The organism is Kluyvera georgiana (assembly GCF_050990895.1).
Taxonomy (GTDB): Bacteria; Pseudomonadota; Gammaproteobacteria; order Enterobacterales; family Enterobacteriaceae; genus Kluyvera; species Kluyvera georgiana.
Genome location: NZ_CP158865.1, coordinates 1,062,690 through 1,081,050, shown reverse-complemented (window position 1 = coordinate 1,081,050; position 18,361 = coordinate 1,062,690). Strand labels below are relative to the sequence as shown.

The 18,361-nt window shown below is 58.3% G+C and carries 15 protein-coding genes; 3 read left to right on the top strand and 12 right to left on the bottom strand.

Annotated elements, in window-relative coordinates:
* Nucleotides 1-16: 16 nt before the first annotated feature.
* The 6 genes from recA to mltB all read right to left on the bottom strand — a co-directional run bounded on the left by recA (nucleotide 17) and on the right by mltB (nucleotide 5,515).
* The gene (gene recA, locus ABTW00_RS05155) at nucleotides 17-1,075 is read right to left on the bottom strand and encodes a recombinase RecA (protein WP_064543209.1); all 1,059 of its coding nucleotides are present in this window, start codon (nucleotides 1,073-1,075) and stop codon (nucleotides 17-19) included.
* 80 nt (nucleotides 1,076-1,155) lie between these two features.
* On the bottom strand, nucleotides 1,156-1,653 hold the full coding sequence (pncC, locus tag ABTW00_RS05150) for a nicotinamide-nucleotide amidase (RefSeq protein WP_064543208.1): 498 nt from the start codon (nucleotides 1,651-1,653) through the stop codon (nucleotides 1,156-1,158).
* A gap of 139 nt (nucleotides 1,654-1,792) precedes the next feature.
* On the bottom strand, nucleotides 1,793-2,671 hold the full coding sequence (locus ABTW00_RS05145; RefSeq protein WP_065358292.1) for a metal ABC transporter substrate-binding protein: 879 nt from the start codon (nucleotides 2,669-2,671) through the stop codon (nucleotides 1,793-1,795).
* Nucleotides 2,672-2,679: 8 nt separating this feature from the next.
* A complete protein-coding gene (locus ABTW00_RS05140; protein WP_433639311.1) occupies nucleotides 2,680-3,543 on the bottom strand; it encodes a metal ABC transporter permease in 864 nt (287 codons plus the stop codon).
* A complete protein-coding gene (locus ABTW00_RS05135) occupies nucleotides 3,540-4,250 on the bottom strand; it encodes a metal ABC transporter ATP-binding protein (RefSeq protein ID WP_433639309.1) in 711 nt (236 codons plus the stop codon). Before ABTW00_RS05135 ends, ABTW00_RS05140 begins: the two co-directional genes overlap by 4 nt.
* A gap of 194 nt (nucleotides 4,251-4,444) precedes the next feature.
* A complete protein-coding gene (gene mltB, locus ABTW00_RS05130) occupies nucleotides 4,445-5,515 on the bottom strand; it encodes a lytic murein transglycosylase B (protein WP_065358289.1) in 1,071 nt (356 codons plus the stop codon).
* 203 nt (nucleotides 5,516-5,718) lie between these two features.
* On the opposite strand from mltB, the gene gutQ reads away from it, so the two are divergent.
* Nucleotides 5,719-6,684: an arabinose-5-phosphate isomerase GutQ gene (gene gutQ / locus ABTW00_RS05125; protein ID WP_065358288.1), complete on the top strand. Its 966-nt coding sequence runs from the start codon at nucleotides 5,719-5,721 to the stop codon at nucleotides 6,682-6,684.
* On the opposite strand, the gene norR is transcribed toward gutQ, so the two are convergent.
* Nucleotides 6,681-8,198, bottom strand: a complete 1,518-nt coding sequence (norR, locus tag ABTW00_RS05120) for a nitric oxide reductase transcriptional regulator NorR (protein WP_433639306.1) — start codon at nucleotides 8,196-8,198, stop codon at nucleotides 6,681-6,683. The two genes, gutQ and norR, sit on opposite strands and share 4 nt — an antisense overlap.
* A gap of 189 nt (nucleotides 8,199-8,387) precedes the next feature.
* Here norR and norV point away from each other — a divergent pair, with 189 nt between their 5' ends.
* Nucleotides 8,388-9,836 carry an anaerobic nitric oxide reductase flavorubredoxin gene (gene norV, locus ABTW00_RS05115; RefSeq protein WP_433639303.1) on the top strand — a complete coding sequence of 483 codons (1,449 nt, stop codon included), beginning with the start codon at nucleotides 8,388-8,390 and terminating at the stop codon, nucleotides 9,834-9,836.
* Nucleotides 9,833-10,966, top strand: a complete 1,134-nt coding sequence (norW, locus tag ABTW00_RS05110; protein ID WP_433639301.1) for an NADH:flavorubredoxin reductase NorW — start codon at nucleotides 9,833-9,835, stop codon at nucleotides 10,964-10,966. Before norV ends, norW begins: the two co-directional genes overlap by 4 nt.
* Before the next feature lie 149 nt (nucleotides 10,967-11,115).
* Here the strand turns inward: norW and ABTW00_RS05105 are convergent, their stop codons facing one another.
* The 5 genes from ABTW00_RS05105 to ABTW00_RS05085 form a co-directional block, all read right to left on the bottom strand.
* Nucleotides 11,116-12,132, bottom strand: a complete 1,017-nt coding sequence (locus tag ABTW00_RS05105) for a HoxN/HupN/NixA family nickel/cobalt transporter (protein WP_064543190.1) — start codon at nucleotides 12,130-12,132, stop codon at nucleotides 11,116-11,118.
* An 11-nt stretch (nucleotides 12,133-12,143) separates the two neighbouring features.
* The gene (hypF, locus tag ABTW00_RS05100; protein WP_433639298.1) at nucleotides 12,144-14,369 is read right to left on the bottom strand and encodes a carbamoyltransferase HypF; all 2,226 of its coding nucleotides are present in this window, start codon (nucleotides 14,367-14,369) and stop codon (nucleotides 12,144-12,146) included.
* A gap of 5 nt (nucleotides 14,370-14,374) precedes the next feature.
* Nucleotides 14,375-16,525, bottom strand: a complete 2,151-nt coding sequence (gene fdhF / locus ABTW00_RS05095; protein ID WP_065358284.1) for a formate dehydrogenase subunit alpha — start codon at nucleotides 16,523-16,525, stop codon at nucleotides 14,375-14,377.
* A 36-nt stretch (nucleotides 16,526-16,561) separates the two neighbouring features.
* A complete protein-coding gene (gene hydN, locus ABTW00_RS05090; RefSeq protein ID WP_064543184.1) occupies nucleotides 16,562-17,107 on the bottom strand; it encodes an electron transport protein HydN in 546 nt (181 codons plus the stop codon).
* Between the two features lie 144 nt (nucleotides 17,108-17,251).
* On the bottom strand, nucleotides 17,252-18,265 hold the full coding sequence (locus ABTW00_RS05085; protein WP_163446273.1) for a LacI family DNA-binding transcriptional regulator: 1,014 nt from the start codon (nucleotides 18,263-18,265) through the stop codon (nucleotides 17,252-17,254).
* Nucleotides 18,266-18,361: the final 96 nt, after the last annotated feature.

Genomic DNA, 18,361 nt, shown 5'->3' with positions numbered 1-18,361 from the left:
GTCGATTCTGAGGTTATCAGAAGTCTTCGTTGGTTTCTTCAACGCTGTTGTTATCAACAACGAAGTCAGGCTTATCGTCCTGGTTATTGAGCAGAAGTTCACGAACCTTCTTCTCAATTTCTTTTGCCGCCGCCGGGTTCTCTTTCAGCCAGGAGATAGCATTCGCTTTACCCTGACCAATTTTGTCGCCGTTGTAGCTGTACCAGGCACCCGCTTTCTCAATCAGCTTCTCTTTCACGCCGAGGTCAACCAGTTCACCGTAGAAGTTGATGCCTTCACCGTAGAGGATCTGGAATTCAGCCTGTTTGAACGGTGCCGCGATTTTGTTTTTCACGACCTTCACGCGGGTTTCACTACCCACCACGTTATCGCCTTCTTTCACCGCGCCGATACGACGGATATCCAGACGAACGGAGGCATAGAATTTCAGCGCGTTACCGCCGGTAGTGGTTTCCGGGTTACCGAACATCACGCCAATTTTCATACGGATCTGGTTGATGAAGATCAGCAGCGTATTGGACTGCTTAAGGTTACCCGCCAGCTTACGCATCGCCTGGCTCATCATACGCGCCGCCAGGCCCATGTGAGAGTCGCCGATTTCACCTTCAATTTCCGCTTTCGGCGTCAGCGCCGCGACGGAGTCGACCACGATAACGTCTACCGCGCCAGAACGCGCCAGCGCGTCACATATTTCCAGCGCCTGCTCACCGGTGTCCGGCTGGGAGCACAGCAGGTTGTCGATATCGACGCCCAGCTTACGTGCATAAACCGGATCCAGCGCGTGTTCGGCGTCGATGAACGCACAGGTTTTACCTTCGCGCTGCGCCGCGGCGATAACCTGCAGCGTCAGCGTTGTTTTACCGGAGGATTCTGGCCCGTAGATTTCGACGATACGACCCATTGGCAGGCCGCCAGCGCCCAGCGCAATATCCAGAGAAAGCGAACCGGTAGAAATGGTTTCCACATCCATGGTGCGATCTTCACCCAGACGCATGATGGAGCCTTTACCGAATTGCTTTTCGATCTGGCCCAGCGCTGCCGCCAACGCTTTCTGTTTGTTTTCGTCGATAGCCATTATTACTCCTGTCATACCGGGTGTTACCGGATAGTGAATTCTGTTCTGTTGAAGCAATTATACTGTATGGTCATACAGTATCAAGTATTTTGTAGAAATTGTTGCCAGAGGAGTTTTAGCGCGTAAGCCGTCGCCTGACGACGCACCGATTCACGGTCGCCAGAGAAGCATTCACGCTGCGTCACGCCCTGCCCGTTGGCGCTGGCAACGCCAAACCAGACGGTGCCCACCGGCTTTTCCGCACTGCCGCCGTCAGGCCCGGCGATGCCGCTGACCGAGACCGCGAAGTCGGCCCGCGCCGCGCGCAGTGCGCCAATCGCCATTTCGACCACGACCGGTTCGCTAACCGCGCCGTGCTGCTCCAGGGTCACTTCACGTACGCCGATCATCTGCGATTTTGCTTCGTTGCTGTAGGTGACAAAACCGCGCTCAAACCACGCGGAGCTGCCCGCCACATCGGTGATAGTTTTCGCAATCCAGCCGCCGGTGCAGGACTCTGCGGTGGTCATGGTCGCGCCGCGCGCCTTCAGCGCCAGGCCTACCTGCTCGCTTAGCTGCAGTAATTCTGAATCTGTCATTGTCGCTCCGCATAAGCCCGATAAAGAGGCCATCAAAGATAGCACTTTCAGCAGAGATGTGGGGACGGGATGGCAATTTTACGAGGGGGGTTCCGAAATTGTATCGCCCCGGCTAAATCAGGGCGAAAAAGAGCAAGGCTCAGCGCATGCTGTCCGCAATCAGCTTCACGTTATGACGCAGCATTTTCACATAGCTGTCGGCCACGCCGCCGGGCGCAGACAGCGCTTCGGGGTAGAGCTCACCGCCAGGCTGAGAACCGGTAGCGGTAGCAATCTGCTTCACCAATCGCGGGTCGAGCTGATTTTCCATAAACCAGGTGTGCACACCGTCGGCCTTAATCTGCTTAATCAGCGCAGCCACCTGCGCCGCGCTGGCTTCGCTTTCCGACGACAGCCCCTGCGGTGCCAGGAAGGTAACGCCGTAAGCACGGGAGAAGTAGCCAAAAGCATCGTGACTGGTCAGGACTTTACGCTTCGCCTGTGGAATACCGTCGAACTGACTTTTCGCCCAATGATCAATGTCGTTTAACTGGGCGATATAGCGTTCACCAGAGGCCTTCAGCGCCGCGCTATCCTCCGGATCGGCCTTAATCAACCCGTTCATAATATTTTTCGCATACAGCGCGCCGTTGGCTGCGCTGTTCCAGGCGTGGGGGTCGGTCACGGTTTTCCCGTCTTCATCCAGCGTATGCGTCTTGACGCCGGTAGAAGCCACCACCAGCTCGCCTTTAAAACCGGAGGCTTTAATCAGCCGATCAATCCACCCTTCCAGCCCCAGTCCGTTAACCACCACCACATCAGCCTTGCTGAGCAGCGCGCTGTCCTTCGGCGACGGCTCAAAGGTATGCGGGTCACCGTCCGGGCCGACCAGCGTGTCGACATGTACGTGTTCACCGCCCACCTGCTGCACCATATCGCCCAATACAGAAAAGCTGCTGACCACATTCAGCGTTTTCGCCATCGCCCCTTGCGCCGATAGCCCCAATACCAGCGCCAGAATCACCCCAATACGTTTCATGTTTTCCCCTATCTTGTGAGTTTTTGCCAACTGACGGTCAGCCGGCTTCGCTTGCCAAAAAACACCGAGACCAAAAAGACGCCGCTGGCGGTCAGAACGATCGAAGGACCGGCGGGTAAATTGGCGGCCCACGACAGGCTCAACCCCATCCACGCGCAGACGCTGCCCATCAGCGCCGCCAGCAGTAAAATGCCCGGCAGGGTCTTCGCCCAACAGCGCGCTGCCACGGCGGGCAACATCATGACGCCCACCGCCATCAACGTACCGAGCACCTGAAAACCCGCCACCAGGTTAAGCACCAGTAAGGCCAGAAACAGGCCGTGCAGCAGAACCGGTAGCCAGCGCGCATTGACCTGTAGCCAGGCGCTGTCGAAGGCTTCACTCACCAGCCCGCGATAAAACAGCGCGATGCTGATAAGCGTCAGGCTGGCAACGCCCGCCACAAACAGCGCCGCGTCGTTATCAACGGCCAGAATGGAGCCAAACAGCAGATGCAGCAGGTCGACGTTTGAGCCGCGTAGCGACACCAGCGTGACGCCCAGCGCCAGCGAGCCAAGATAGAATCCGGCAAAGCTGGCATCCTCCTTCAGCGGCGTGCGCCGGCTCACCCACCCCGCCACCAGCGCCACCGCAATCCCGGCGATAAAGCCGCCGACGGTCATCGCCAGCAGCGACATGCCGTTCACCAGATAACCCACCGCCACACCGGGGAGAATGGCGTGCGATAATGCGTCGCCCATTAAGCTCATACGCCGCAGCAACAGAAATACGCCGAGAATTGTGGTGCTCAGCGACAGGGCCAGGCACACCACCAGCGCGCGACGCATAAAGCCAAATTCAATAAACGGTTGAAAAAAGGTATGCCAGATCATGCGGGCCTCGCGGAGTGAAACGCGGGCAGCACCTCATGGGTCAGCCCCCAGCGCGCATTCTGCGGCGCCAACAGCAGAGTTTCCGGGAAATAGTCCGCGACCCGCTGGTTATCGTGCAGCACCGCCAGCACGGTCTGTCCCTGCTGGTGCATCTCCTGAATAACCGTCATCAGGTCATGAGTGGTGGCCTCGTCAATGCCGGTAAACGGCTCGTCCAGCATCACCAGCGGCGCGCGCTGAACCAGCACACGGGCGAACAACATGCGTTGAAACTGGCCGCCGGAGAGTGCTTCGATCGGCGTTCTCGCCATCTCCGTCAGCCCCACGCGCGCCAGCGCGGCCTGAATTCGCCGCCGCACGTCATTACGCAGGCCGCGCAGTAGCGAAATACGCGGCCACGCCCCCTGACTCACCACATCGAGCACCGTCAGCGGAAACTGCGACTCCAGCGCGTGGCGCTGCGCCAGCCAGCCGATCGTCGGGCGCGTCGGCGACCAGCGCAGCACGCCGCTCACCGGCGGAATAAATCCGGCCAGCGTTTTCAATAAGGTGGATTTGCCACAGCCATTCAGGCCGACGATGGCCGTCATGCTGCCTTTGTGAATCACGCCGCTCAGCGAGGGCGTGATCGCCACGCCTTCATAGCCTGCGACCAGGTTGTCCAGTTCAATCATGGCAGCGTGACCGCCCACCAGACCGCCAGCCAAAGCACAGCCAGCAGCGCGCAGGCCAACAACAGACGCGTCGCGCTGGACGCCATAAAAACAGGAGTCAACATCTTTGCCTCATTATATTATGTTATAACATAACAATAAGGGATGAAATCTAAGATGTAAACGGCGAGAAATGATGCAAAATGTAACAAGCCCCTCCCCGGACGGAGAGGGGCAAGAAAGGAAGATTACTGACCGCGGGCCTGAGACACCGCCAGCCCCAGCTGCCATACGGCCATCGCGTAGTGGGTGCTGTGGTTGTAACGGGTGATGGTGTAGAAGTTCGGCAACCCATACCAGTACTGATAGCCGGTGCCAATATCCAGGCGCAGCAGGCTGGCCTGCTGATGGTTACCCAGCGGCTGCATCGGGGTTAAGCCTGCCGCCGCCAGCTGCGACACGCTGTATTTAGTCTTGAAGCCGTTTTCCAGCCCCGGCGCCTGGCCCATCGCCTGCACCGCCACCGTGTCGCCCGTCACCCAGCCATGCTGTTTGAAGTAGTTCGCCACGCTGCCGATGGCATCTTCCGGATCCCACAGGTTGATGTGACCATCGCCGTTAAAGTCCACCGCGTACTGACGATAAGACGATGGCATGAACTGCCCATAGCCCATCGCCCCGGCGAACGACCCTTTCAGGTCCAGCGGATCGTCTTTTTCATCACGCGCCATTAGCAGGAAGGTTTCCAGTTCACCAGAGAAGTATTCGGCGCGACGCGGATAATTGAAGGAGAGCGTCGCCAGGGCATCGAGAATGCGGGTTTTCCCCATCACGCGGCCCCAGCGGGTTTCCACGCCGATAATCCCCACGATGATTTCCGGCGGTACGCCGTAAACCTGCTGCGCGCGCTGTAGCGCCCCCTGATACTGGTTCCAGAAGGCCACGCCGTTCTGCACGTTATCCGGGGTAATAAATTGTTTGCGATAGCGCAGCCACGCACCGTTCGGGCCGGTTGGCGGCAGGCCGGTCGGAGCCTGTCTGTCCATCAGGCGCAGCACGTAGTCCAGACGCTTGGCCTGCGAGAGAATTTCGTGCAGTTGCTGACGGTCAAATCCGTGCTTGCTCACCATCTTGTCGATGAACTGTTCTGCCGCCGGGTTATTGGCAAAATCACCGGTCGGGATCAACGCATTATGCTGGGGTTCAAGAAGAAAACCGCCGGAGGTGGTTGCCGGTGATTCAGCCGTTTTCGGCTTACTGCTACAGGCAGCGAGCAGGACACACAGGGGGAGTAAAGCCAGAACGCGACGCTTCAGCATGGGACTTCCGTTTAACAATATCAGCAAGAGTTAAATATGGTAAAGCATCCGCCTCGCTGCAAGGAAGCGCCTTCTGGTCCGGCGGGAAAAAAAATCACCGACTCCGAACAATCATGATGCAATCGATGATCTCAATGGGCGTAATGTTTTATCATCGCCGCGCAAAACTGGACCGTGTGACGCGCTAATTATCGGAGAAAGTCATGAGTGATTTTTTGTTAGACGCCGGGCGTAAGGCCCTGTTACTGGAATTACAGGAAGCCAGCCGCCTCCCCGACCGTCTTGACGAGACCTTTGTTCAGGCCGCCAAAGCCATTCTCGACTGCAAAGGCAAACTGATCGTATCCGGGATGGGCAAATCCGGCCATATCGGTAAAAAGCTGGCCGCCACCTTTGCCAGTACCGGCACTCCCGCCTTCTTTGTCCACCCGGCTGAAGCGCTGCACGGCGACCTGGGCATGGTTGAAAGCCGCGACGTGATGCTATTTATCTCCTATTCCGGCAGCGCCAAAGAGCTGGATTACCTCATCCCTCGTCTGCAGGAGAAATCGGTCGTGCTGCTGGCGATGACCGGCAAAGCGAATTCGCCGCTGGCGCTGGCAGCCGACGCGGTGCTGGATATCTCCGTTGAACGCGAAGCCTGCCCGATGCACCTGGCCCCCACCTCCAGCACCGTCAACACGCTGATGATGGGCGACGCGCTGGCCATCGCCGTTATGCAGGCGCGTGGCTTTAATGAAGAAGATTTTGCCCGTTCGCATCCGGCCGGGGCGCTCGGCGCGCGTCTGCTCAACCGCGTGCATCACCTGATGCGTAAAGACGCGGATATTCCACAGGTCAACGTGCACGCCAGCGTGATGGACGCCATGCTTGAGCTGAGCCGCACCGGGATGGGAATGGTGGCGGTTTGTGACGATGTGCTGCAGGTGCATGGCGTGTTTACCGACGGCGACCTGCGCCGCTGGCTGGTGAGCGGCGGATCGCTGGCCGACAGCGTCAACGAAGCAATGACCAAAGGCGGCGTGACGATTCACGATAAAGCGCGCGCCGTCGATGCGAAAGAAAAGCTGATGAAGCTGAAAATCAGCGCCGCGCCGGTAGTGGATGAAAGCCACCGTCTGGTCGGCGCGATTAATCTGCAAAACTTCTACCAGGCCGGGATACTCTAATCCTTGAGGCCCAGACGCTTCGCCAGCCGATGCAGGTTGGCGACGTCTGTCTCCAGCGCTCGCGCGCTCGCCGCCCAATTATTCTGATGTGTCTCCAGCGCCTGGCGAATCATCTGCCGCTGAAAATCCTCCGTTGCATCACGTAAGTTGTGCACGGCAGCCGCCACAGGCTTTGCCTCAACCACCGCCGCCGGTGCCCCTTCCTGAAAGGCAAAATGCTGCGCCTCCAGCACGACCTCGCCGCTGCTGCGGGTCGCCCGCGCCAGCACCACCGCACGATGGATCGCATGTTCCAGTTCGCGTACGTTGCCCGGCCAACCGTAGCTTTGCAGGTGCGTCCTAGCGCCGCTGCTCAACACCACGCGGGACAGGCCCAATCGCAGCCGACATTGCTCGCAAAAATAGCCCGCCAGCAGCACCACGTCATCACCCCGCTCGCGTAGCGGCGGCACCGAAAGCGGAAACACGCTCAGGCGGTGGAACAGGTCGGCGCGAAAGTTGCCCGCCAGCACCTCTTCACGCAGGTCGCGGTTGGTTGCCGCTAACACACGCACATCAACGCGCAGGCTACGATCGTCGCCAACGCGCTGAATATCGCCGTATTGCAGTACGCGCAGCAGCTTGGCCTGTAGCGCCAGCGACAGTTCGCCAATTTCATCTAAAAACAGCGTGCCGTTATCGGCCATCTCAAACTTGCCGCTGCGGTTGCTGATGGCCCCGGTAAACGCGCCCTTCACGTGGCCGAACAGCTCGCTTTCGGCCACGCTTTCCGGCAGCGCGGCACAGTTCAGGTAAACCAACGGGCTAACCGCGCGCGGCGAACCTTCATGAATCGCCTTCGCCACCAGCTCTTTCCCGGTACCCGTTTCACCGCTAATCAGCACGTTGAGGTCAGAGGCGGCGACAATCTCAATCTCTTTTTTCAGCTGCATCATGCCCGGCGACAGGCCGATCATCTGCGTCTCTTTAACCTGTTCAAAATCGCTCACCGAGCCGGGCAACATGTTCTGACTTTCAAGCTGCTCAATGAGCAGCGCGTTGTTAAGCGCCCCGGCGGCCAGCGCGGCAATCAGCCGCAGCTCTTCATCGCTGAATACGTCGAACTGATCCGGCGACATGCCGTCGAGGGTCAGCGCGCCAATCAGGTTCTGTCCGGCAAACAGCGGCAGCCCGATACACGCGTGCACTTTGAGGCGCTCCTGACCGGGAATCAGACCATCGTAGGGATCCGGCAAATCGCTGTCAGCGGGGAAGCGCACCACATCTCCCGCACGGGCGATAGCCTCCAGCCGCGGGTGCCCTTCCAGCGTAAAGCGGCGTCCCAGTACGTCCTTCGCCAGGCCATCGATCGCCAGCGGAATAAACTGCCGCGCGTCGTAGCGCAGCAAAGCTGAGGCATCGCATTCAAGCACCTGGCGCAGCGTAGTAATCAGGCGCTGGAAGCGGTCCTGATGGCCGACACCGCGCTGGAGTTCAATGGCGATGCCCGCCAGTACGTCAACAGAAAAGCTCATGGCAACCTCAAATAGTCATTTCGACAGTGCATGATGTCATATTGACAACCCCACGCATAGTCATTTTGACTAACAAAAAAGGAGGGTTATATTATTAACCAAACAAAATCAATGAATTAAAAAGTTGGCACGTGACCTGCAATAAGCAATACATCTTTTTTGAAAAACGCTGAATTAATTGAGGTTGCTATGTCTATTCTGGTTAAAAATAACATTCATTGGGTTGGCCAACGTGACTGGGAAGTGCGTGATTTCCACGGGACTGAATACAAAACCCTGCGCGGCAGCAGCTACAACAGCTACCTGATTCGCGAAGGCAAAAACGTTCTGATTGATACCGTTGACCATAAATTCAGTCGTGAATTCGTCCAGAACCTGCGCAGCGAAATCGACCTTGCCGATATCGACTACATCATCATTAACCACGCGGAAGAAGACCATGCCGGCGCGCTGACCGAGCTGATGACTCAGATTCCCGATACGCCAATTTACTGCACTGCCAACGCGATAGACTCCATCACCGGTCACCACCATCACCCGGAATGGAACTTCAACGTGGTGAAAACCGGTGATTCGCTGGATATCGGCAACGGCAAACAGCTGATCTTCGTAGAAACCCCGATGCTGCACTGGCCGGACAGCATGATGACCTACATGACCGGCGACGCGGTGCTGTTCAGTAACGACGCTTTCGGCCAGCACTACTGCGACGAACGCCTGTTCAACGACGAAGTCGACCAGACCGAACTGTTCGAACAGTGCCAGCGCTACTATGCCAACATTCTGACCCCGTTCAGCCGCCTGGTCACGCCGAAAATTACCGAAATCCTCGGCTTCAACCTGCCGGTCGATATGATTGCCACCTCTCACGGCGTGGTGTGGCGCGACAACCCGACGCAAATCGTTGAGCTGTACCTGAAATGGGCGGCGGATTATCAGGAAGATCGTATCACTATCTTCTACGATACCATGTCCAACAACACCCGCATGATGGCGGACGCCATTGCCCAGGGCATTAACGAAGTTGACCCGAACGTGGCGGTAAAAATCTTTAACGTCGCCCGCAGCGATAAAAACGAAATCCTGACCAATGTCTTCCGCTCGAAAGGCGTGCTGGTCGGCACCTCTACCATGAACAACGTGATGATGCCGAAAATCGCCGGACTGGTGGAAGAGATGACCGGCCTGCGCTTTCGCAACAAACGCGCCAGCGCCTTCGGTTCTCACGGCTGGAGCGGCGGTGCGGTTGATCGCCTGTCTACCCGCTTGCAGGATGCCGGTTTCGAAATGTCACTGAGCCTGAAAGCCAAATGGCGTCCGGATCTGGATGCACTGGAACTGTGCCGTCAGCATGGTCGTGAAATTGCCCGTCAGTGGTCGCTGGCACCGCTGCCGGAAATGAACACCGCGTCAGCCACAGCAAAAGAAGATTGCGCCTGTGCCGCCGCGGCAGCAGCCGACCTCGGCCCAAGCATGCAGTGCAGCGTGTGCCAGTGGATTTACGACCCAGCCAAAGGCGAACCTAACCAGGACGTCCAGCCGGGTACCCCGTGGACCGACGTGCCGGATAACTTCCTGTGCCCGGAATGCTCGTTAGGTAAAGACGTCTTCGACGTACTGGCAACGGAGGCAAAATGAATCATGGCATTGTGATCGTTGGGTCGGGCTTCGCGGCCCGCCAACTGGTGAAAAACATCCGTAAACAGGATGCGAGCGTCAAGCTGACGCTCATCGCCGCCGACAGCATCGATGAATACAACAAACCGGACTTAAGCCACGTAGTGAGCCGGGGGCAAACCGCCGCCGACCTCACCCTGCAAACCGCCGGCGAGTTTGCCGAACAGTACAACCTGAACCTGTTCCCGCAAACCTGGGTAACCCACATCGACGCTGAGGCGCACGTGGTCAAAAGTCAGAACCATGAATGGCGGTACGACAAACTGGTCCTGGCCACCGGCGCGGCGGCAATCGTTCCGCCTGTGCCGGGCAAAGAATTGATGTTGACCCTCAACAGCCAGCAGGAATTTGGCGCGGCACAAAGTACGCTGCGCGATGCCAAACGGGTGCTGATTATCGGCGGCGGGCTGATCGGCAGCGAGCTGGCGATGGACTTCTGCCGCGCCGGCAAAGCCGTCACCGTAGTCGACAATTCCGCCAGCGTACTGGCATCGCTGATGCCACCGGAAGTGAGCAGTCGTCTGCAGCATCGTCTGACCGACATGGGTATCCATCTGTTGCTGAAAACGCAGCTGCAATCGCTGGAACAAACCACCACCGGCATTCGCGCGAGTTTTGACCGCGACCGCCACGTTGAGGTTGATGCGGTAGTGGCCGCCACCGGCCTGCGTCCGGAAACGGCGCTGGCACGCATGGCAGGTCTTGAGATTAATCGCGGCGTGAAGGTCGATAGCACTCTGCGCACCAGCAACCCGGATATTTACGCGCTGGGCGACTGTGCGGAAATTAACGGTACGGTGATGCCGTTCCTGCAGCCGATTCTGCTCAGCGCCATGTGCCTGGCGAAAAACATCCTTGGCCAACCCGGCGAACTGAAGCTGCCCAATATGCTGGTGAAGGTGAAAACGCCGGATCTGCCGCTGCATCTGGCCGGGGAAACCCGTCGTCAGGATCTGAACTGGACCATTGAAACCCGCGCCGACGGCATGCTGGCGCAAGGCTACGACGAAAGCCAGCAGTTACGGGCGTTCGTGGTCAGCGAGGAAAGAATGAAAGAAGCCTTTGGTTTGTTGAAGTCGCTCGCCAGTTAAGTCGTTAAGCGTTGTTCACTGTCTTACTTAACCCTCAAGCACAAGGAAGTATGGAAGTCTGATTTTGCCCCGGTGCCCCGGGGCTTTTTTTGTTTTTGCATTTGCTGCTTCCCCGGCGGCGCTGCGCTTGGCCGGGAACGGCTCAAATCTTACCGCACCACCAGCGCGTCATAATTGCGCCAGCGGTAGTTCACCATCGACACCAGCCAGCACAGCGCAAACAGACCAATCACCACAAAGCCCGCGTTGCCGAGGTTGTCGCTCAGCATAGACACGCCGCTCCAGATGCCGCCCGTCAGGTCAAACTTATCAATAATCAGCCCCAACGCTTCCAGACCACCGATAAACAGCGCGACGACCACGGAAGCACCGGTAATAGTCATGTTGTAATACAGCTTGCGCTGCGGCTTGTTGAAGGCCCAGCCGTAAGCACCGACCATCAGGATGTTATCCAGCGTATCCACCAGCGCCATTCCGCTCGCGAACAGCGCCGGGAAAACCATAATCGACCACATCGACATGCCGCTGGAGGCGCTGGCGGCAGAGATACCCAGCACGCCGATTTCGGTCGCCGTATCAAAGCCGAGGCCGAACAGGAAGCCGACCAGATACATATGCCAGCTTTTGCCGATCAGGCGGAAAGTACGGCTGAACAGCGCATTCATCAGACCGCCGGTCACCGGGACGTCAGCAGAAACCGACTCCCCTTTTTTCAGCGCCTGGAAGCTGCGCCATACGCCACGCAAGATAACCAGGTTGACCAGCGCCATCGCCAGCAGGAACACGGCGGAAACCGTGGTGCCGATAATGCTACCGGTATCGTGGAACCAGCTCATTTTATGCTGGAAAGCGGTTGCCGTGGCGGCAATCGCCACCGACGCCAGCACCACGATGGAAGAGTGGCCGAGTGAGAACCAGGCTCCCACGCCAAACGGGCGCTTGCCCTGCTGCATCATTTTACGGGTGACGTTATCAATCGCCGCGATATGGTCAGCGTCCACCGCGTGGCGCAGGCCATAGCCCCACGCCAGCAGGCTGGCGGCCATCAGCGCGCCGTTATGGCCAAAGGCCTGCCACGCCCAGCCCCAGGCCAGTAGGTTCGCCAATACCAAAGCCAGCACCAGCAGCGATGCCCGCGGCTGTTGACGAAGAACATTCCACAACATGAATAACTCCTTTAAAGCTGATGACGAGCTGCCGCAATGACGGCCTGCCCGTATGAAATCGCCCCATCACCCGCGGGTAAGCGCTTCGGAAAGAGCAAAGTGAAATCGTGTAAATAGTGCATTAACCGCGCACGCAGCAGCGCGTTGTGCAGCACGCCGCCGCCAAACGCTAGCGTGGAAATATTTGCCGGGCTGGCGTGAGAACGCAGCAATTCGGCCACGCCACGCGCCAGCGCATCGTGGAACGCCCACGCTTTATGCGCGGGTGTCGCCTGCCAGCGCAGCCATGTGTCCCAGAAGCGCATGAGATCGAGCTGACTCTCGCGTACCGGCATGATCACCGGATGGCTCACGCCGGAGCAGGTGGCGGCCAGCGCCTCCAGCCGACACGCCGCCTCACCTTCATAACTCAATGTCTGCGGCGCGCAGCCCAGCGCGCTGGCTACCGCATCAAACAGGCGGCCGCAGGAGGAGGCCTGTGGGCTGTTCAAGCCCCGCGCGATCGCCTGTTTCAGCAGCGGCCAGTTTTGTTGTTGCAGCGGTTGGGTTTCAGCGAAGGTCTGCCAGGCGGGAACAAACGCCAGGCAGTGGGCCAGCAGATTGCGCCACGGCTGCTTCGCCGCCAGGTCACCGCCCGGCAGCGCCACCGGCGGCAGGCCGCCAAGATGCTCGCATTCCCGGTAGTTAACGCGCAGACACTCACCGCCCCACAGCGCGCCGTTCTCGCCCATTCCGATACCGTCCAGCGCCATCGCAATGACATCGCCGCCGTCGAGCGGCCAATCGTGCTCGGCCAGACAGGCGGCAATATGCGCATGGTGGTGCAGCACGCGTTGCTGCGGTAATGCGCTCGCGTCTGCCCAGCGAGAGGAACGGTAGCCACGGTGCGCGTCGGCGACGACGGCCTGCGGCGTAAAATCGTATATCGCCTGCATTAATCCCAGCGCCTGCTGCCACTGGCTTTCAACACCGTCGTCGGTCAGATCGCCAAAGTGCTGGCTGACAACCGCCTGGTCACCACGGACCAGGCAGAAGGTGTTTTTCATATCAGCGCCAAGACATAACATGGGCGGCACGTGATGAAAGCCCGGCGGCAGCGGCAGCGCATCCGGCACAAAACCGCGCGAACGGCGCAGCATTTCACCGCTCTGGCGCACCACCGAATCGTCCATGCGCTGGACGATATCGCGGTTATGCAGCAGGAATCCGTCGGCGATGTCGGCGAGATCCGCCAGCGCCTGGTCATTGCTGAGAGCGGGCGGTTTGCCGCTAAGATTGCCGGAGGTCATCACCAGCGGGCGACCCAGCGCCTGCATCAGCAAATGCTGGAGCGGGTTGGCGGGCAGCATCACGCCCACCTCGGCCAGTTCCGGCGCGATGAGGTCACAAAGCCCCGCTACACGTGCTTTATCCACCAGCACAATCGGCGCGGCGGGCGTGTTCAACAGCGATCTTGCGTCGATTGGCAGCGCGTCGCTATTCGGCAGCATCACCGCCAGCGGTTTCGCCGGGCGATGCTTACGGGCACGCAGCCGTTCAACAGCCCGTTCGTTGCTGGCGTCGCAGGCCAGATGAAAACCGCCAATCCCTTTCACGGCGACGATGCCGCCAGTATTCAGCTGCGCGACGGCGGCCTGAAGCGCCTCTTCTTTCTGTGCACGCTGGCTGCCGCTAAGCCACGTCAGCCACGGGCCGCACTCGGCGCAGGCCACCGGCTGGGCATGAAAACGTCGGTCATACGGGTTGCGGTACTCCGCCTCGCACTGCGGGCAAAGCGGGAATGCCGCCATCACGGTGAAAGGCCGGTCATACGGCATGGCGTTAATAATGGTAAAACGTGGCCCGCAGTGGGTGCAGTTGATAAACGGGTAGCGGTAGCGCCGCTCCTGCGGGTCATTCATTTCCGCCAGACAGGCTGGGCAGGTCGCCGCATCGGGAACAATTTGCGTGCTCATCGCCCCGCTACCGCTCTGGCGGATCGTAAAGTCGGTTGGGATGGTCGGCCAGTCAAACGGCTCAACCTGGGTACTGTCGATGCGTGCAAGCGGCGGGCAGTACTGGTACAGCGCGGCGATGAAGTCCGCTTCATCGCCGTACAGGCGCAATAGTACCCCGGCACTGTCATTACAGACATCGCCCAGACAGCCGCGCTGCTGCGCCAACTGCCAGACGAAGGGGCGGAAACCTACCCCCTGTACCTTTCCGCAGATGCGGATCTGCACGCCGTTTGCACTCATCGTGATTACCCGTGTACCGCCGCTTTCAGACGCATTTTCATCGACTGATAGCTTTGTAGCGCATGCTCTTCGGCCCAGAGCTGATCCACAATCGCCTCCACTTTCACCGCGCAATACTTGGTTTCCGGTGTTTTGGAGATAGGATCGAGGTTGTCCTGAGTCAGTTCATTGCAGGCCCCTACCCACCATTGATAGGTCATGTAGACACAGCCCGCGTTGATACGTTCACTTACGCAGGCGCGGCTAATGACCTTACCGCGGCGGGAGGAAACCCACACCAGTTGTTTATCTTTGATGTTCAGCCGTTCTGCGTCCTGCGGGTTGATTTGCACAAATCCCGGTTCATCGGCCAGCGATTGCAGCGCGGCACAGTTACCGGTCATCGAGCGGCAGGAGTAGTGGCCCACCTCACGTACGGTGCACAGTACCAGCGGAAAATCTGCATCCGGGCTTTCCGCCGGGGCACGCCACGGTGCGGCGAACAGATGGCCTTTGCCGTCCGGCGTGGCAAACTGATTACCTTCATACAGGTACGGTGTACCGGGGTGATCCAGCGTCGGGCAAGGCCACTGCACGTGGCCCATGTCACCCATTTTTTCGTAGGTCACGCCGTAGAACAGCGGGCACAGCTCGCGCATTTCGTCCCAGATTTGCTGGTTATCGTCGTAGTGCATCGGATAACCCATTTCGCTGGCGATCAGGCTGATAATCTCCCAGTCGCGCTTGACGTTATACTTCGCGTCGATGGCTTTATCGAAGCGCTGGAAGCCGCGGTCAGCGCAGGTAAAGACGCCGCCATGCTCGCCCCAGGAAGTGGCGGGCAGCAGTACGTCAGCCTGTTCGGCGGTTTTGGTCATGAAAATATCCTGCACCACCACGAAATCGAGCGCTTCGAAGCCTTTGCGCACCAGCCCTAAATCCGCCTCGGTTTGCAGCGGATCTTCACCCATGATGTAGTAGGCTTTAACCTTGCCTTCTATTGCCAGATGCGGCACTTCGGTAATGCGCACGCCGACTTTGTCGTCCATCAGGCTGGCATCAATCCCCCAGGCATTGGCGAATTTTTCACGCACCTGCGGGTCCGTCACGTCCTGATAGCCAGGGAACTGATTTGGCAGCACGCCCATGTCACACGCGCCCTGCACGTTGTTCTGCCCACGCACCGGGCCAACGCCGACGGCTTCACGCCCGAGGTTACCGGTCAGCAGCGCCAGGCTTGCCAGCCCTTTCACTACGTCAACCGCCTGGCCGAACTGGGTGACGCCCATGCCCCACATGATGGTCGCCGACGGCGCCGCCGCATAAGTGCGCATCGCCTGACGAACCTGTGCGGCGGGAATACCGGTCAGTTCTTCCACCGCTTCGGGCGCGTAGTCTTTAACGACTTCACGCATCTCGTCCAGCCCGGTGGCGTAGCGCGCAACATACTCTTTGTCGTACAGCTCTTCTTCCAGCAGCACATGGGCAAAGGCATTCACCAGCGCCATATTGCTACCGTTACGCATTTGTAGATGCTGATCGGCGATGCGCGCGGTTTCAATTTTGCGCGGGTCGCAGACGATAATTTTCGCCCCTTTATCTTTGGCCTTAATCACGCGACGCGCCACGATGGGGTGCGAATCCGCGCAGTTGTAGCCAAAGACCAGCAGGCAACGGGAATTTTCAATATCGCCGATGCTGTTGCTCATCGCGCCGTTACCCAGCACTTCCTGCAACCCGGCAACCGATGGGCCGTGGCACACGCGGGCGCAGCAATCGACGTTATTGGTGTGCAGCACGCCGCGGGCGAATTTCTGCATCACATAGTTGGTTTCATTACCGGTACCGCGCGATGACCCGGTGGTCATAATGGCGCGCGGTCCGTATTTGGCTTTGATCTCACTCAGCCGTTTCGCGGTGTAGCGAATGGCTTCATCCCAGCTCACGGGGGTGAATTTGCCCCCTTTTTCATAGCGGATCATCGGCTGCGTCAGACGCGGCGTCAGCAGTTGGGTATCGTTCAGAAAATCCCAACCGTAGTAGCCTTTCAGGCACAGCTCATTCTGGTTGGTTTGCCCATCAGCCGCCTCGGCGCGAATAATTTTACCGTGGTCGACGACCAGCTTCAGTTTGCAACCAGCACCGCAATAAGGGCATACACTCGTGATTTTTTTCATCAGTAACAGACCTGTTAAAAGAGAAATAAAGGATGATTAAAGAGAGATAGACGCGGCGCTTTCCAGCGCGGCGCGACGGCGTTTTTCCGCGCTAAGCTGTTCCAGCTTGTTGCGGTCAACGCAGAACAACGCGTGGGTCGGGCACGCTTCCATACAGGCCGGGCCTTCTTCACGGTGGAAGCAAAGGTCGCACTTGTTGGCTTCCGCTTTTTCCGCACGCACCTTCAGACCTGCGCCGCTGTCGCGCACAACCGGACGCACCACCACTTCCATCGCGCCATAGGGGCAGGCCACCACACAGGTTTTGCAGCCAATGCAGCGCTCCTGCATAACGTGGATAAACCCTTTGTCGCGGACAATCGCGCCGTTCGGGCAGACGTTGGCGCACGGCGCGTCTTCGCACTGGCGGCAGGCGGTGGCGGTAGAAACATCTACGCCCTTAATAACGTGAATACGCGGCAGGAACGACTGTGGCGTCAGCGCGGCGCAGTCCTGATCCTGCTGGTGAGAAACCACGCAGGCGACTTCGCACGTACGGCAGCCAATACATTTACTCGCATCAGCGATGATGAAACGGTTCATCAACTTCTCCAGCTATGACAGTGATTGCGCGGGAGAATGCATTATTCGAGCCAACTTTTATTTTATTGATTCATAAGGGGATTTGACAGAGTGTCTGCCGGAACAGGCTGTCATCGTCACTAATGACGATGACAGCTGACGACATTAACGGTGCGGGCCGGCGACGATGGACTCGCGCTCAATCAATTCGCCGGGAAAGGTTTGTTGATATTTAAAATCACCGCCGTCGAGCATAAAAATAAGACGGTGAATCGTCTCTTTAATCATTTCCGTCACCGGAATACGCACGCTCGAGAGGGACGGAATCATATACGGCGCTAACGCAATATCGTCAAAGCCAATCACCGACACCTGCTGCGGCACCGCTATTCCGTGAGCATGAAGCCGCTTGATTGCGCCCACCGCCATATCATCGTTACTGGCCACCAGCGCGCTGAATGTCACCTGCCTTTCTCGCAGAATATCGACACCTGCCGCGCCGGTGGCGGGCGTCCATTTTCCTTCTACAATCAGCTCATTACGTAGCGTAATGCCATGTTTCGCCAGCGCATCCTTATAGCCGGAAAGACGCTCAACGCCGGTCGGCGAATCCAGCGAGCCGGTAATAAAAGCAATATCACGATGGCCCAGCGTAATTAATTTTTCCACCGCCTGCTGGCTGGAAGATTTTTGATCGCAATAAACGCAGTGGCTGCTATTTCGGCGCAGGCGACGGTTAATGACCATCACCGGCTGTTGCTGCTGCTGAATAATATCGTCAATTTCGTCGACGCTTAAAAAACGTGGATAAATAATAATGCCATCGCAGCGCAAATCGAGCAGATACTGAATCGCCTCACGCTCCTCTTCGGCGCTGTGCTTGCCGTCGGCGAGTACCAGACGACGCCCCTGATCTTCCGTCATACTCGCCGCGTGATACAGCAGTTCGCTAAAGTACACGCCATGATAAAGGGTGTTTGTCACCACCAGCCCCAGCGTTTGCGTCTTTTTGGTGGCCAGATTACGCGCCAGAAGGTTTGGCCGGTAGCCGCTCTCTTCGATAGCCAAAAACACCCGGTCTTTGGTCTCCTGACTGACATAACCGTTGCCCGATAGCACCCGGGACACGGTGGCTTTCGATACGCCCGCCCGTCGTGCCACCTCTAGCATCGTCGTCATATTCATACCTTTGAAAAATTATCTGCCCGCAGTGTACTGCACCGCCTGGCGATTTTCAGCAATGGCGAAACGGGTGAATCTTTCATCAGGGCTATT

What these genes read in the sequence shown, in the direction of transcription:
- recA (WP_064543209.1), bottom strand. Translation starts at nt 1,075, where the DNA reads ATGGCTATCGACGAAAACAAACAGAAAGCGTTGGCGGCAGCGCTGGGC.
- pncC (WP_064543208.1), bottom strand. Translation starts at nt 1,653, where the DNA reads ATGACAGATTCAGAATTACTGCAGCTAAGCGAGCAGGTAGGCCTGGCG.
- ABTW00_RS05145 (WP_065358292.1), bottom strand. Translation starts at nt 2,671, where the DNA reads ATGAAACGTATTGGGGTGATTCTGGCGCTGGTATTGGGGCTATCGGCG.
- ABTW00_RS05140 (WP_433639311.1), bottom strand. Translation starts at nt 3,543, where the DNA reads ATGATCTGGCATACCTTTTTTCAACCGTTTATTGAATTTGGCTTTATG.
- mltB (WP_065358289.1), bottom strand. Translation starts at nt 5,515, where the DNA reads ATGCTGAAGCGTCGCGTTCTGGCTTTACTCCCCCTGTGTGTCCTGCTC.
- gutQ (WP_065358288.1), top strand. Translation starts at nt 5,719, where the DNA reads ATGAGTGATTTTTTGTTAGACGCCGGGCGTAAGGCCCTGTTACTGGAA.
- norR (WP_433639306.1), bottom strand. Translation starts at nt 8,198, where the DNA reads ATGAGCTTTTCTGTTGACGTACTGGCGGGCATCGCCATTGAACTCCAG.
- norV (WP_433639303.1), top strand. Translation starts at nt 8,388, where the DNA reads ATGTCTATTCTGGTTAAAAATAACATTCATTGGGTTGGCCAACGTGAC.
- norW (WP_433639301.1), top strand. Translation starts at nt 9,833, where the DNA reads ATGAATCATGGCATTGTGATCGTTGGGTCGGGCTTCGCGGCCCGCCAA.
- ABTW00_RS05105 (WP_064543190.1), bottom strand. Translation starts at nt 12,132, where the DNA reads ATGTTGTGGAATGTTCTTCGTCAACAGCCGCGGGCATCGCTGCTGGTG.
- hypF (WP_433639298.1), bottom strand. Translation starts at nt 14,369, where the DNA reads ATGAGTGCAAACGGCGTGCAGATCCGCATCTGCGGAAAGGTACAGGGG.
- fdhF (WP_065358284.1), bottom strand. Translation starts at nt 16,525, where the DNA reads ATGAAAAAAATCACGAGTGTATGCCCTTATTGCGGTGCTGGTTGCAAA.
- hydN (WP_064543184.1), bottom strand. Translation starts at nt 17,107, where the DNA reads ATGAACCGTTTCATCATCGCTGATGCGAGTAAATGTATTGGCTGCCGT.
- ABTW00_RS05085 (WP_163446273.1), bottom strand. Translation starts at nt 18,265, where the DNA reads ATGACGACGATGCTAGAGGTGGCACGACGGGCGGGCGTATCGAAAGCC.